General features: G+C 73.2%; 10 protein-coding genes. 4 read left to right on the forward strand and 6 right to left on the reverse strand.

Annotated elements, in window-relative coordinates; genetic code table 11:
- Window positions 1-221 precede the first annotated feature (221 nt).
- Complete coding sequence (gene rdlB, locus ACGH7X_RS13890; RefSeq protein ID WP_399885153.1) at window positions 222-626, forward strand: rodlin RdlB; 405 nt, start codon at window positions 222-224, stop codon at window positions 624-626.
- A 60-nt stretch (window positions 627-686) separates the two neighbouring features.
- Here rdlB and ACGH7X_RS13895 read toward each other — a convergent pair whose 3' ends face one another.
- From ACGH7X_RS13895 to ACGH7X_RS13910, 4 genes are all read right to left on the reverse strand, one after another.
- On the reverse strand, window positions 687-2,618 hold the full coding sequence (locus ACGH7X_RS13895; protein WP_399885155.1) for an AMP-dependent synthetase/ligase: 1,932 nt from the start codon (window positions 2,616-2,618) through the stop codon (window positions 687-689).
- 170 nt (window positions 2,619-2,788) lie between these two features.
- Window positions 2,789-4,396: a von Willebrand factor type A domain-containing protein gene (locus ACGH7X_RS13900; RefSeq protein ID WP_399885157.1), complete on the reverse strand. Its 1,608-nt coding sequence runs from the start codon at window positions 4,394-4,396 to the stop codon at window positions 2,789-2,791.
- A 147-nt stretch (window positions 4,397-4,543) separates the two neighbouring features.
- Window positions 4,544-5,449, reverse strand: coding sequence for an ABC transporter permease (locus tag ACGH7X_RS13905; RefSeq protein WP_399885159.1), 906 nt, complete (start codon window positions 5,447-5,449; stop codon window positions 4,544-4,546).
- Window positions 5,446-8,097 carry a CocE/NonD family hydrolase gene (locus tag ACGH7X_RS13910; protein ID WP_399885161.1) on the reverse strand — a complete coding sequence of 884 codons (2,652 nt, stop codon included), beginning with the start codon at window positions 8,095-8,097 and terminating at the stop codon, window positions 5,446-5,448. Before ACGH7X_RS13910 ends, ACGH7X_RS13905 begins: the two co-directional genes overlap by 4 nt.
- 260 nt (window positions 8,098-8,357) lie before the next feature.
- Here ACGH7X_RS13910 and ACGH7X_RS13915 point away from each other — a divergent pair, with 260 nt between their 5' ends.
- Complete coding sequence (locus ACGH7X_RS13915; protein ID WP_399885163.1) at window positions 8,358-9,251, forward strand: hypothetical protein; 894 nt, start codon at window positions 8,358-8,360, stop codon at window positions 9,249-9,251.
- Between the two features lie 73 nt (window positions 9,252-9,324).
- Here the strand turns inward: ACGH7X_RS13915 and mmsA are convergent, their stop codons facing one another.
- Window positions 9,325-10,827: a CoA-acylating methylmalonate-semialdehyde dehydrogenase gene (gene mmsA / locus ACGH7X_RS13920; RefSeq protein WP_399885165.1), complete on the reverse strand. Its 1,503-nt coding sequence runs from the start codon at window positions 10,825-10,827 to the stop codon at window positions 9,325-9,327.
- A gap of 778 nt (window positions 10,828-11,605) precedes the next feature.
- On the opposite strand from mmsA, the gene ACGH7X_RS13925 reads away from it, so the two are divergent.
- Both ACGH7X_RS13925 and ACGH7X_RS13930 read left to right on the forward strand, forming a co-directional pair.
- Window positions 11,606-11,797 carry a helix-turn-helix transcriptional regulator gene (locus ACGH7X_RS13925; protein WP_399885167.1) on the forward strand — a complete coding sequence of 64 codons (192 nt, stop codon included), beginning with the start codon at window positions 11,606-11,608 and terminating at the stop codon, window positions 11,795-11,797.
- An 89-nt stretch (window positions 11,798-11,886) separates the two neighbouring features.
- Window positions 11,887-12,468 (forward strand): GNAT family N-acetyltransferase, encoded by a 582-nt coding sequence (locus ACGH7X_RS13930; RefSeq protein ID WP_399885169.1) that lies wholly within the window; start codon window positions 11,887-11,889, stop codon window positions 12,466-12,468.
- Here the strand turns inward: ACGH7X_RS13930 and ACGH7X_RS13935 are convergent.
- Window positions 12,455-13,492, reverse strand: coding sequence for a zinc-dependent alcohol dehydrogenase family protein (locus ACGH7X_RS13935; RefSeq protein WP_399885172.1), 1,038 nt, complete (start codon window positions 13,490-13,492; stop codon window positions 12,455-12,457). The genes ACGH7X_RS13930 and ACGH7X_RS13935 overlap by 14 nt on opposite strands.
- Between the last annotated feature and the right edge of the window lie 32 nt (window positions 13,493-13,524).

The following is a 13,524-nucleotide window of genomic DNA, read 5'->3' on the forward strand; positions in this document are numbered from 1 at the left end:
CTCATCAACCCGGTGAGCGGTGATTGGTTGCGGGCGTTCACCCGGTTGGCCCGCACGGGATCTCAAAAACGCCGCAAAAATCGCTGAAATCCGGGGGCGAACGCGGACCCGTACACATTTCCCGTTGTCCGCCGACGGAGTGAACGGGAGAAACCCGACCGGACCCACGGAGTTGACCAGTGCGCTCCGGCGAACGGGGTTTCCTCAGAAAGGACTGGCCAGTGATCAAGAAGGTAGTTGCCTACGCGGCGATCGCCGCCTCCGTCATGGGTGCCTCCGCTGCCGCGGCCCCGCAGGCGATGGCGATCGGCGACGACAGCGGGCCGGTCGCCGCCAACGGGAACGGCGCCTCGCAGTACTTCGGCAACTCGATGACCACGGGCAACATGAGCCCGCAGATGGCGCTCATCCAGGGCTCGTTCAACAAGCCGTGCATCGCGGTCAGCGACATCCCGGTCAGTGTCGTCGGCCTGGTCCCGATCCAGGACATCCCGGTCCTGTCGGACGACCTGAACCAGCAGTGCGCCGAGAACTCCACGCAGACCAAGCGCGACGGTGCGCTGGCCCACCTGCTGGAGGACGTCTCGATCCTGTCCTCCAACGGCGAGGACGGCGGCAAGGGCTGACGGCCCGCGAAAAGGGGCGGGCCGCCGAGCACATCGGCGGCCCGCCCCTTTCGTATGCCGTCAGCCCGGCTTCGGGGCCGCGTACAGCGCCTCGATCTCGTCCGCGTACGCCGCGACGGCCGCGTGCCGCTTCACCTTCAGGGACGGGGTCAGCAGCCCGTTCTCCTCGGTGAACTCGCCGTCGACGAGCCGGAAGGCGCGGATCGACTCGGCCCGGGAGACGGCCGCGTTGGCGTGGTCCACGGCCTTCTGGACGTCGGCGCGCATCCGCTCGTCCCGCACGAGCTCGGACATGGGGGTGCCGGCGGGCAGCCCGCGCACCGCCAGCCAGTGGGCGACGGCGTCCGGGTCGAGGGTGACCAGGGCGGCGACGAAGGGCCGGTTGTCGCCGACGACGAGGCACTGGGCGACGGGCGGGCGGCTGCGCAGCCGGTCCTCCAGGACGGCCGGGGAGACGTTCTTGCCGCCGGAGGTGACCAGGATGTCCTTCTTGCGTCCGGTGATGGTGAGATAGCCGTCGGCGTCGAGGGCGCCGAGGTCGCCGGTGGCGAACCAGCCGTCGGTGAGCACGGCGTCGGTGGCCTCCTGGTTGCCCCGGTAGGCGCCGAAGACGATGCCGCCCCTGACGAGCACCTCGCCGTCGTCCGCGATGCGCACGGCGGTGCCGGGGACCGGCGGGCCGACGGTGCCGGGGCGGGGGCCGAGCGGCGGGACGATGGTGGCGGCCGCGGTGGTCTCGGTCAGGCCGTAGCCCTCGTAGACCATGATTCCGGCGGCGTAGAAGAACAGGTTGAGGTCGCTCTCCAGCGGGGAGCCGCCGCTGATGGCGTACCGCATCCGGCCGCCCAGCTCCGCCCGCACCCGGCGGTAGACCAGCAGGTCGTACAGGGCCCAGCCGGCCCACAAGCCGAGGGTGGGGCCCTTGCCGCGGCCGAGGAAGCGTTCCAGGTGCGCGGCGCCGAAGCGGACGGCGAGGCGGTGGGCGCGCTCGAAGGAGGCGCCGCGGCCGATCTTCTCGGCGGTGGCGCGGCCCGTGTCGTGGATCTTCTCGAAGAGGTACGGGACGCCGACCAGGAAGGTCGGGCGGAACGACTTGAGCGCGGGGCGCAGTTCGTCGGGCCTGATGCTCGGGAAGTGGCCGATCTCGATGCGGGCCAGCAGGCAGGCGATCTGGATGGTGCGGCCCAGGATGTGGGCGAGGGGAAGGAAGAGGAGGGTCGAGGCGGTCTGGCCGGTGACCTCCTTGAAGATCGGGTGCAGCAGCTCGACGGTGTTGGCGGCCTCGGCGTGCAGGTTGGCGTGGGTGAGGACGCAGCCCTTGGGGCGGCCGGTGGTGCCGGAGGTGTAGCAGACGGTGGCGACCGTGTCCAAGGTGAGGGCGGTGCGGCGCTTGGTGACCTCCTCGTCGCTCACGCCCAGGCCGAGGGCGGTGAGGTCGGCGAGCGCGCCGGCGTCGAGTTCCCAGACGCGCGGGCGCTCGGGGTGGGCGGCCGTGCCGGCCAGGACCGTGGCGGTGTTGGCGGCCGTCTCCGTCACCGCGTACCGGGCGCCCGAGTCGCGGACGATCCACTCGACCTGGTCGGCCGAGGAGGTGGCGTAGACGGGGACGGTCTGGCCGCCGGCCGTCCAGATCGCGAAGTCCAGGACCGTCCACTCGTAGCGGGTGCGGGACATGACGGCGACCCGGCCGCCGGGTTCCAGGCCGGCGGCGATCAGGCCCTTGGCGACGGCGGTCACCTCGCGGGCGAACCCGGCGGCGGTGACGGGCCGCCAGACGCCGTTCACCTCGCGGCGCAGGACCACCGCGTCGGGGGCCTCGGCCGCGTTGGTGAACGGGATGTCGGCGGTGCTGCCCGTGGTGGGGCTCTGCGCGAGCGGTGCGGTGCGGGCCTCGCGGACGGTGCCGTGCGCGTCCCTGACGGTCTCGGTGCTCGTGCGGGACGCCAGGTCACCGCGGTCTCTCGCCCGTTTCAGGTCCTTGCGTACGCCCATGACGGCTCCCGGTCGCGGATCGGACTGCTGCGCTGTCGCGTGAACTCACTACGAACTTACTCCGGAGTAAACTTACTCACGCGTAAGGAAACGTCAATGGGCCGGGGTCCGGGGCCGGGGTCGGGACCGACCCGGACTCCGGCCCCGGACTCCGGCCCCGTCCCCGGCGCTCAGGCCAGCCGGTTCGCCTCCTCGATCGCCTCCGCCAGCTCGCGGACGTCGGCGTCCTCCGTGCGGTCCGCCAGGACGTCCGCCCGCTCGGTCAGTTCCGCGAGCCCCGGCGCGCCCGGCAGCCAGTCGCCCCCGCCGGACGGGGAGCGCAGCGCGTCGGCGAAGTAGGCGGCGGTCGCCGTGACCCGCAGCCCGCGGCCGGCGTCCCAGACGGAGCCGTCGAGGGTCTCGGCCTCCACGTCGCCGGACTCCTCGTGCGGGGCGCGGCTGTCGGGGTCGAGCCAGCGGACGGTGGCCGTGGCGAGGTGGCCGTCGGCGCCGGGCCTGGTGCGGACGGCGTACAGCGCGGTGACGGTGTGACCGGGGCCGACCTCGCCGCCGTCGACGCGGTCGTCGCGGAAGTCCTCGTCGGCGACCTGCCGGTTGTCGTAGCCGACGAGGCGGAACTCGGCGACGGTCTCCGGGTCGAAGGCCACTTGGGCCTTGGCATCGCGCGCGGTCAGCTCGATGTGGCGCGGGAGCTGCTCGCAGAAGACCTCGCGGGCGTCCTCCGTGTCCGAGACGTACGTGGTGTGCCCGTCGCCCTTGTCGGCGAGGCGTTCCATCAGGGCGTCGCCGTAGTCGCTGCCGACGCCGACGCCGAAGAGCGTGATGCCGTGCTCCCGGCGCTCGGTGGAGACGCGTTCGAGGATGGTGTCCGCGTCGGTGTCGCCGGTGTTGGCGAGGGCGTCGGAGACGAGGACGACGCGGTTGGTGACGCCTTCGCGGCGGCCCTCGACGGCGGTTTCGTAGCCGGTCTCCACGCCCGCGCCGAGGTTGGTGGAGTCGGCCGGCTCCAGGCTGTCGATCGCGTCGTGGACCCGGCCGCGGTGGTCGCCGAGCCGGGTCATGGGCAGGACGGTCTCGGCCTCGTCGCTGAAGGCGACCAGCGCCACCGAGTCGTCGTCCCTCAGCCGGTCGGTCATGGTGCCCAGGGCCTCCTGGGCGAGGTCGAGGCGGCCGGGCTCGCCCATGGAGCCGGAGATGTCGATGACGAACGTCAGGGCGGCCGGCGGGCGTTCCTCCCGCTGCTCGGCGGAGCGGGTGGCCAGGCCCACGCGGACCAGCGACCAGTCCTCGTCGTCGGTGCGGGCGCCGTCCACGGTCACCGAGAAGCCGTCGCCGTCGGGACGGTCGTAGTCCTGGCGGAAGCTGTTGACGAACTCCTCGGGGCGGACCGTCGACGGATCGGGCAGCCGGCCCTCGGCGAGGGTGCGGCGGGCGTAGCCGTAGGAGGCGGTGTCGACGTCGAGGGCGAAGGTGGAGAGGTAGTCGGGGTCGGGGGCGATCTCGCGGGAGTCGCCGTTCTTCCCCGTTTCCCCCCTGTCCCCTGTTTCTCCCTCGCCGGCGGTCGTGCCGCCGTCGTAGCGCTGCTCGCCCTCGCCGCGCGGGCGGTCGGGGGCGGGCATCGGGGCCGAGCCGCCCCGGGAGTCGGCCGCGGAGTCCTTCGCCCCGTGCGACCCGTCGTCCGTCCCGCCGCAGCCGGTGAGCAGCAGCCCGCCCGCCAGGGTGAGCGCGAGCAGCGTGCCGCGCCGCCCCCGCTTCCCGTGGTTCCCGTACCGGTTCATCGTCCGTCCCCCTGTGATTCGTCGGCGCCGGTGTACGTGACTGTGACGGCGCGGCGGGGTGAAACGTGCGGCACGGGGCGTTACGGCTGTGTCTCGAAGCGGGCACGGGGGCGGGGCGTCGAGACCGGTGGGTGATCCTCCGGTGACCTACGAGACGATGTCCTTGCGGGCGAATCCCCTGAAGGCCAGGGCGAACAGCACCAGCGCGTACGTCACCGAGACGGCGCTGCCCTGGATCATGCCCGACCACTCCAAAGTGGGCTGTACGGCGTCCGCCCAGGCGAACTGCCAGTGCGCGGGCAGGAAGTCGCGCCAGCCGCCGAGGGCCGTCACGGCGTCCAGGACATTGCCGACGATGGTGAGGCCGACCGCGCCGCCGACCGCGCCGAGCGGTGCGTCGGTCTTGGTCGACAGCCAGAACGCGAGACCCGCGGTGACCAGTTGGGACACGAAGATGTACGCCACGACCACCACCAGGCGCTGCGCGGCCGTACCCGGGGCGAGCGAACCGCCGGTGGGGATGGCCAGCGGTCCCCAGCCGTAGGCGACCGAGCCCACGGCCAGGGCCACCAGGGGCAGCAGCACCATCGCGGCCAGGCTCAGCCCGAGCCCGACGGCCAGCTTGGACGCGAGCAGCCGGGCGCGCGGCACCGGCGCGGCGAGCAGGTAGCGCAGGGAGGACCAGCTCGCCTCGGAGGCCACGGTGTCCCCGCAGAACAGGGCGACCGGAACGACCAGCAGGAAGCCCGCCGACACGAAGAGGTTGACCGCGGCGAAGTTGGCGCCGGAGGACGTGGCGGTGTCCATCAGGGTGATGCGGTCGCCCTGCCCTTCCGGCTCGCCGCCGATCGCGAAGGCGACGACGAGGACGAACGGCAGGACGGCGAGGATCGCGGCCATGACCTGGGTGCGGCGGCGCTTGAGCTGGCGCACCAGCTCCACCCGCAGGGGCAGGGTGCGGCCCGCCCGGTAGCCGTACGCCGACTCGGACGCGGACTCGGACGGGGTCGCGCTCGTGGACGCCGTCGTGGCGGGCTTGGTGGGGGTGCTCACGCGGAACCTCCGATCAGGGTGAGGAAGGCGTCCTCCAGGCGGCGGTGCGGACCGACCGACGCCACGGGCACCTCGAGCCGGACCAGTTCGGCGACCAGGCCGGGCGCGGTGCCGCCGGTGTCGAGGCGGACCAGGAGCCCGTCGTCGGTGTGCACGACGGAGGCCACGCCCGGCAGCGCGGCGACCTTGTCCACGAGCGGTTCGTCCACGGGCAGGCCGGTGCCGACGAGGAGCGTGTCGCCGGAACCGATGATCTCGGCGACCGGGCCCGCCTGGACCAGCCGGCCCCGGTCCATGACCACGAGGTGGGTGCAGGACTGCTCGACCTCGGCCAGCAGGTGGCTGGAGACGATGACGGTGCGGCCGGCCGCGGCGTAGCGGATCATCACCTCGCGCATCTCGCGGATCTGCGGCGGGTCGAGGCCGTTGGTCGGCTCGTCGAGAATGAGGAGGTCGGGCAGGCCGAGCATGGCCTGGGCGATGGCGAGGCGCTGGCGCATGCCCTGGGAGTAGGTGCGCACCGCGCGGGCGAGCGCGTCGCCGAGGCCGGCGATCTCCAGGGCCTCGTCGAGGTGGGCGTCCTCGGGCGGCCGGCCGGTCGCCCGCCAGTACAGCTCCAGGTTCTCCCGGCCGGACAGGTGCGGCAGGAAGCCCGCGCCCTCGACGAAGGCGCCGACCCGGGACAGCACCGGGGCGCCGGGCCGGATGGCGTGGCCGAAGACGCGGATCTCGCCGTCGTCCGGCTTGATCAGGCCCATCAGCATCCGCAGGGTGGTCGTCTTGCCCGCGCCGTTGGGCCCGAGCAGGCCGAGCACCTGCCCCTTCTCGACACGGAAGGACAGCTCCCGTACCGCGTACCGCTCGGCGGACCCGGCGTAGCGCTTGCTCAGGCCGGTGATCTGCAGGGGTGTGTCGGCCAGCGCGGGGTCGGGCGCCGGTGCGGCGGTGCGGCGGCGGGCCGTCCACAGCAGGGCCAGCGCGACGGCGGCACCGGCCAGGGGCAGCCACCACACCCACGCGGGCAGCGGGGCGGCGGCGGTGGTCACGCCGGGGGCGGTCGGCACCTCCAGGTCGCCCTCGAGGGAGACGGTGTACGTCGCCGGGGCGGCCGGGGAGGCGTAGCCGAGGTCGGTGGAGGCGAGGACCAGGCGCAGGCGGTGGCCCTGCTCCACCTCGTGGTCGATGGCCGGGAGGGTGACCGTCACGTCCTTGCCCGCCTTGGCGTCCTCGACGCGGACGGGGGTCACCAGCTGGGAGGGGAGCACCGGCGCGGTGCCGCCGGGGCCGACGTCGTACACCTTGGCGAACAGGACGGCGTCGTCGGTGGTGGAGCGGACGTGGACGGTGGCCGTCGGTGAGCCGGTGATCCGCAGGTCGTCTCCGACCGGGGCGGACTCGAACGCGGCGTACTGGCCGGGGAAGTCCAGGGACACCCCGACGCCGAGCGAGGAGAGCTGGGAGAGTCCTCCGGAGCCGCCGATGCCGGGGAGGGCGGAGACGGCGGGCGGGTTCGCGCCCGCGGGGTTGTCGACGCTCTGCTCGCGGCCGGTCAGGGGCACGGACCGCTGTCCGTTCGCCAGGCCCGGGTAGCGGTCCGCGCTCGCGCCGCGCAACTGTGCCTGTCCGTCGGTGGAGTCGACGCCTCCGGTGCGGGTGACGCGGAAGGCCGGGCCGGTGTCGGCGCCCTTGTCGTCCTTGAGATAGCGGTCGAACCAGTCGTCCACCCGCGTCTGGACGCGGTCGCCCTCCATGTCGCCGCCGTCATGGCCGCCGGCGATCCAGTCGACGTCCACGGGCGCGCCGTTCGCCCGGATCGCCTTCGCCGCGGCGTCGGCCTGGCCGAGCGGGAAGAGGGAGTCGGTCTGGCCCTGCGTCAGCAGCGTGGGCACCTCGATGCGGTCGCCCACGGCCTGCGGGCTGCGCTCCTCGAGGAGCTTCACCGCCTCGGCGTCGGGCGTGCCGGACTCGGCGACCCGTTGGTACATGCGGCACAGGTCCGCCTCGAACCGGTCGCAGCCGCCGCCGGAGTTGACGAAGATGCCGGCCCACAGCTTCTTGAAGACGCCGTTCGGGAACAGGGCGTCGGCGAGGTTCCAGTACGTGATGGCGGGGGCGATGGCGTCCACCCGCCCGTCGTGCCCGGCGGCGAGCAGCGCGATCGCGCCGCCGTAGGAGCCGCCCGCGATGCCCACGCGGGGGTCGCCGTCCTTGTCCAGCTGGACCTGGGGCTGCTCCGCGAGCCAGTCGATCAGCCGGGACACGTCGGCGACCTCGCCGTCCGGCGCGTTCAGCCCGATCTTCCCCGTGGACTTGCCGAAGCCGCGCGCCGACCAGGTGAGGACGGCGTACCCGTCCCGGGCGAGGTCCTCGGCCTGCTCCCGTACGTCGGCCTTGCTGCCGCCGAAGCCGTGCGCGAGCAAAACCGCGGGGCGCCGGCCGCCGGAACCCGCCGTGAAGTACGAGGTGTCCAGGCGCACGCCGTCGCCCACGGCCGCCACCCGGTCCGCGCGCCGCACCGGGGCCGGGTCGTCCCCGGCGACGGCCGTCCATGTCCCGGCGCCGGCGAGTACGACGACGGCGGCCGCGGCGGAGAGCATCCGCCGCGGCCCCCGTAGCAGCCCTCGCACGCGGGGCAGTCGAAGATCCATGCGTCAACGGTACGGGCCGCTTCCGACAACGGGGGCAGCCCCGGGGCTGAACCGGCGGCCCTCCCACGGAAGTACGGGGCCGGTGCCGCGTACCACGGGCGCGGTAGGCCGGTCCCGGCCCGGCGGCCGCGACGAGCGGGGCGACGGCGGTGACCGCGACGCCGGTGACGCCGTCGTCCGGTATCCGGACGCTGTCGGTGGCGCCCGGTAGAGTCCTGCGCACAGATGAATCACAGGAACACAGCAACGGGTGGGGACTCATGAAGCTGACATACACCGCTGCCTGGGTGGGGCTGACGGCGGCGGCGATGGTCGCGGCGACCGCGTGCGGCTCGGACGGCGCGAAGACGGCGGCCGAGAAGGCCGACAAGACCGTCGACAGGCCCGTGGACAAGCCCGTCGAGAAGCCCGCCGGCAACGCGGCCACGGTCATGGCGGCGCTCACCAGGGCCACCGACCGGACCGAGGAGCTGGGCTCCGCCGAGATCAGGACGACGACCGAGCTGGCCGCGACCGGCGGCGAGCCGATCTCCATGGACGGTACGTACTCCTGGGGGGACGGCGCGGCCATGGACGTCGAGATGGACACCGCCGCCGCGCAGATGAGCGCACTCCAGGACGACCCGACGACGCGGGTCGTCATGGTCGACGGCGCCTACTACTACGACGTCGATCCCCAGCCGAGCGGCCCCATCGCGGGCAAGGAGTGGATGCGCGTCGACGTCGCCGCCGTGACGGGCGAGGCGGGCGCCGACAACATGGCGGCCAACGCCGACCCGACGGCGTCGCTGCGCTACATGACGGCCTCCACGGAGGTGAAGGACCTCGGCAAGGAGACGGTCCTCGGCAAGGAGACCACCCACTACCGGGGCAGCGTCGGCGCGGAGCACATCGAGAAGTCCAAGCTCACCGAGGCCGAGAAGAGGGCCGCCATCACCGCCCTGGAGGCGAGCGGCGGAAAGCTGACCTGCGACATCTGGGTCGACGGCGAGGACCTGCCGGTGCGGATGTCGCAGACCGGCGCCGGAATGACCGTGAACATGGACTTCCTGAAGTTCGGGGCCACCGAGAAGATCACGGCTCCGCCCGCCGCCCAGACCGGCGACCTCACCGAGCAGGTCAGGCAGCAGCGGGACGCGGCGATCGGCCAGTGACCCGCCGGCGCCCCCGGTCCGCCGTGTCGCTCGGCGGGCCGGGGGCGTCCGCGCAGCCGGCGTCCGCGCCGCCTCAGTGGTTGCGCGGGAAGCCCAGGTCCACGCCCGCCGGGGCGTCGGCCGGGTCGGGCCAGCGGGTGGTGACGACCTTGCCGCGGGTGTAGAAGTGCGTGCCGTCGTTGCCGTAGATGTGGTGGTCGCCGAAGAGGGAGTCCTTCCAGCCGCCGAAGGAGTGGTAGCCGACGGGGACGGGGATCGGGACGTTCACGCCGACCATGCCGGCCTCGATCTCCAGCTGGAAGCGGCGGGCCGCGCCGCCGTCCCGGGTGAAGATCGCGGTGCCGTTGCCGAACGGCGAGGCGTTGATGAGCGCCACGCCCTCCTCGTACGTCTCCGCGCGCAGCACGCACAGCACCGGGCCGAAGATCTCGTCCTGGTAGGCCTTCGCGGTGGTCGGCACCCGGTCGAGCAGGGAGATGCCGATCCAGTGGCCGTCCTCGTGGCCGTCGACGGTGAGGCCGGTGCCGTCCAGGACGACCTCGCAGCCCTCGGCCGCCGCGCCCTCGACGTAGGTGGCGACCTTGTCGCGGTGCGCCTTGGTGATCAGCGGGCCCATCTCGGAGGACGGGTCGGTGCCGGGGCCGATCTTGATCTTCTCGGCGCGCTCGCGGATCTTCTCGACCAGTTCGTCGCCGACGGCGCCGACCGCGACGACCGCGGAGATCGCCATGCAGCGCTCGCCCGCCGAGCCGTAGGCCGCGCTCACCGCAGCGTCGGCCGCCGCGTCGAGGTCGGCGTCCGGCAGTACCAGCATGTGGTTCTTGGCGCCGCCCAGCGCCTGGACGCGCTTGCCGTTGGCGGAGGCGGTGGTGTGGATGTAGCGGGCGATCGGGGTCGAGCCGACGAAGGAGACGGCCTTGACGTCCGGGTGCTCCAGGAGGCGGTCCACGGCCACCTTGTCGCCGTGCACGACGTTGAAGACGCCGTCCGGCAGTCCGGCCTCGGAGAGCAGCTCGGCGACCTTCACGGCGGCCGACGGGTCCTTCTCGCTCGGCTTGAGCACGAAGGTGTTGCCGCAGGCGATGGCGATGGGGAACATCCACAGCGGCACCATCGCCGGGAAGTTGAACGGCGTGATGCCCGCGACCACCCCGAGCGGCTGCCGGATCGAGGACACGTCGACGCGGGTGGCGACCTGCGTCGACAGCTCGCCCTTGAGCTGCACGTTGATGCCGCAGGCCAGGTCGACGATCTCCAGGCCGCGCGCGACCTCGCCGAGCGCGTCGGAGTGCACCTTGCCGTGCTCGGCGGTGATCAGCTCGGCGATCTCGTCGCGGTGCGCGTCCAGCAGCGCCCGGAACCGGAAGAGGATGGAGGTGCGCTGGGCCAGCGAGGACTGACCCCAGGTCAGGTAGGCCTCCTTGGCGGCGGCGACCGCGGAGTCCACCTCGTCGACGGAGGCGAAGGCGACCTTGGTGGTGACCGCGCCGGTCGCCGGGTTCGTCACCGGCCCGTACGTGCCCGAGGCGCCTTCGGCGGTCTTGCCGCCGATCCAGTGGTTGACGATGTTCGTCATGACCGAGAACTCCTTCGCAGATGGCGGCGACGGGTCGAGACGTGCCGTGGGTACTGACTCCATCCCAGCAGCCGGACGCGCCGGGCGCGCCCGACACTGTGTCTGCGGTTTGGGTGTCCGCGTAGACACGTGGGGCAGTGTGGGCGGCCCGCCCCGCCACGGGACGCGGAACCCACGGGAGACGGCGACGCGGGAATCGGCGACGCGGGAATCGGCGACGCGGGGAACGGCAACGCGGGGAACCTCCGGCGCGGAGCCGGTGCGAGCGGGGAGTTGGCGCTCGTGCCTCGCTCCTGCCAGGGCGAGGCGGCCTTCCCGCGCCGGAGGCGTTCGGTGGGGGAACCGGCGACCGGGCGGTGTGCCCTCAGGTCGTGCGCCATCGCGTTCCCTTCTTGCCCGCCCTTGCGTCTCCCCGGTTTCTAGCCCCGCGCGTGCGGCCTGTCAATGTTTTGTCCGGACATTCGGACGACTTGATCCGGGTGGCCGTTCGTGAGCCGGGGGCGCGGGCGTACGGCGGAACACCCCCGGCCGCCACAGTCAACGCGCCGCGCCTGAACGACGGCGTACGCCTTTGTGGCACTCGTGTCACAAAAGCGCTCCCCCGGTCACACATGTCACGCGCACGCGGGTCTTCCGTCACACCCGGGAACGGCCCCTGACCGCCCCTCACTCCGCGTCGTTCACCCGGGACAGGCTTGGTGATCGCCAGCGCAGCGCCCGGCTCCCCCCGGCGGCCGTCCCCGGCCGCCGCCGCGGCATGCGCAGGGAGGTGCAACTAGTGACCGACCGAAGGCTCTGGTCCTACAAGGACATCGCGGCCCACATCCGGGTCCAGACGGACACCGTGCGGTCGTACCGCAAGCACGGGCTGCTGCCCCCGCCCGACCACGTGGAGGGCGGGAAGCCCTACTGGTACGCGGACACGATCCGGGCCTGGGTGGCCTCCCGCCCCCGCAACCGGAACCGGTAGACCGAGCCGGCAGATAGAGCCGGCAGATGGAGCCGGTAGACCGGAAAAACGTTCTGTGCCCCACGGTCTCGTGGGGCACAGTGCCGTGCATGGACTTTTCCGTGAAACCCGTCCTGACCGGCGACAGGACCGTGCTGCGACCCTTCACCGAGGCCGACGCCGAGCGCATGTGGGAGATCATCAACGACACCGAGGTCGCGCACTTCACCGGCGCCCCGCCGCACGAACTCACCCCTGAGGTGCTGCGCGACTGGTACGGCACGCGCGGCGCGCAGACGGACCGGCTCGACCTGGCCGTCACCGATCCCGCCGGCGGCGAGGTCCTCGGCGAGGTGGTACTCCACGACTGGGAGCCCGAGCACCGTTCCTGCACCTTCCGCACCCTGGTCGGCGCCCGCGGCCGCGGCCGCGGGATGGGCACCGAGGCGGTCCGGCTGATCGTCGGCCACGGCTTCGAGCAACTGGGGCTGCACCGCATCCAGTTGGACGCCTACGGCTACAACCACCGGGCCCTGCGGGTCTACGAGAAGGTCGGCTTCGTGAGGGAGGGAGTGCGGCGTGAGGCGGAGTGGCGGAACGGCGCCTGGGTGGACGAGGTGCTGATGTCCGTCCTCGACCACGAGTGGGCCGCCCACCGCGGGTACCCCGCCGGCGCCGTCACGGCTCGATGACCGTCACCCCGGCGCCGGGCGCCGTCCCCATCGCCGCCAGGGCCGCCGGGACCGCGTCCAGCCCGATGGTGGACGTCACCAGCAGGTCGGGCCGGAGCACTCCCGCGCGGACCAGCTCCAGCATCGGCGGGTAGGTGTGGGCGGCCATCCCGTGGCTGCCGAGGAGTTCGAGCTCCAGGGCGACGGCGCGGGCCATCGGCACCGGTGTGGTGCCGTCGGGCGAGGGCAGCAGACCGACCTGGACGTGCCGGCCCCGGCGGCGCAGGCCGCCGACGGAGGCGGCGCAGGTGGCGGGTGAGCCGAGGGCGTCCAGGGAGAGGTGGGCGCCGCCGCCGGTGAGGTCGCGGACGGCGGCCGCGGTGTCCGGCGTCCGGGACGCGTCCACGCACTGCGCGGCACCGAAGGACCGCGCCAGGTCCAGCGCGCGGGGCGACACGTCCACGGCGACGACCCGCGCACCCGAGGCCGCGGCGATCATCACCGCCGACAGCCCGACGCCTCCGCAGCCGTGCACCGCGACCCACTCCCCCGCCGCGACGCGCCCCTGCCGCACCACGGCCCGGAACGCGGTGGCGAACCGGCAGCCGAGCGAGGCGGCCGTGGCGTGCGACATGCCCTCGGGCACGGCGACGAGGTTGACGTCGGCGTGGTCGAGCGCCACGTACTGGGCGAAGGAGCCCCAGTGGGTGAAGCCGGGCTGGGTCTGCCGCTCGCACACCTGCTGATCGCCCGCCGCGCACGCCGCGCAGCCGCCGCAGGCGCAGACGAAGGGCGCGGTCACCCGGTCGCCGGGCCGCCAGGCGGTCACCCGGTCGCCGACCGCCTCGACGACTCCGGCGAGTTCGTGACCGGGCACGTGCGGCAGGACGATGTCCGGGTCGTGGCCCTGCCAGCCGTGCCAGTCGCTGCGGCACAGCCCCGTGGCCCCGACCCGGACCACGACGCCGTGCGGCGCGGGCTCCGGATCGGCGACCTCCCGTACCTCGGCAGGCTCCCCGAACCGCTCGAACACGACCGCGCGCATCCGCCACCCTCACTTCCGTACCGGTCCGCACC

It is taken from the genome of Streptomyces sp. BBFR51 (assembly GCF_044591655.1).
Classification (GTDB): Bacteria; Actinomycetota; Actinomycetes; order Streptomycetales; family Streptomycetaceae; genus Streptomyces.

What these genes read in the sequence shown, in the direction of transcription:
- ACGH7X_RS13895 (WP_399885155.1), bottom strand. Translation starts at nt 2,618, where the DNA reads ATGGGCGTACGCAAGGACCTGAAACGGGCGAGAGACCGCGGTGACCTG.
- mmsA (WP_399885165.1), bottom strand. Translation starts at nt 10,827, where the DNA reads ATGACGAACATCGTCAACCACTGGATCGGCGGCAAGACCGCCGAAGGC.
- ACGH7X_RS13930 (WP_399885169.1), top strand. Translation starts at nt 11,887, where the DNA reads ATGGACTTTTCCGTGAAACCCGTCCTGACCGGCGACAGGACCGTGCTG.
- ACGH7X_RS13900 (WP_399885157.1), bottom strand. Translation starts at nt 4,396, where the DNA reads ATGAACCGGTACGGGAACCACGGGAAGCGGGGGCGGCGCGGCACGCTG.
- ACGH7X_RS13915 (WP_399885163.1), top strand. Translation starts at nt 8,358, where the DNA reads ATGAAGCTGACATACACCGCTGCCTGGGTGGGGCTGACGGCGGCGGCG.
- ACGH7X_RS13935 (WP_399885172.1), bottom strand. Translation starts at nt 13,492, where the DNA reads ATGCGCGCGGTCGTGTTCGAGCGGTTCGGGGAGCCTGCCGAGGTACGG.
- ACGH7X_RS13910 (WP_399885161.1), bottom strand. Translation starts at nt 8,097, where the DNA reads ATGGATCTTCGACTGCCCCGCGTGCGAGGGCTGCTACGGGGGCCGCGG.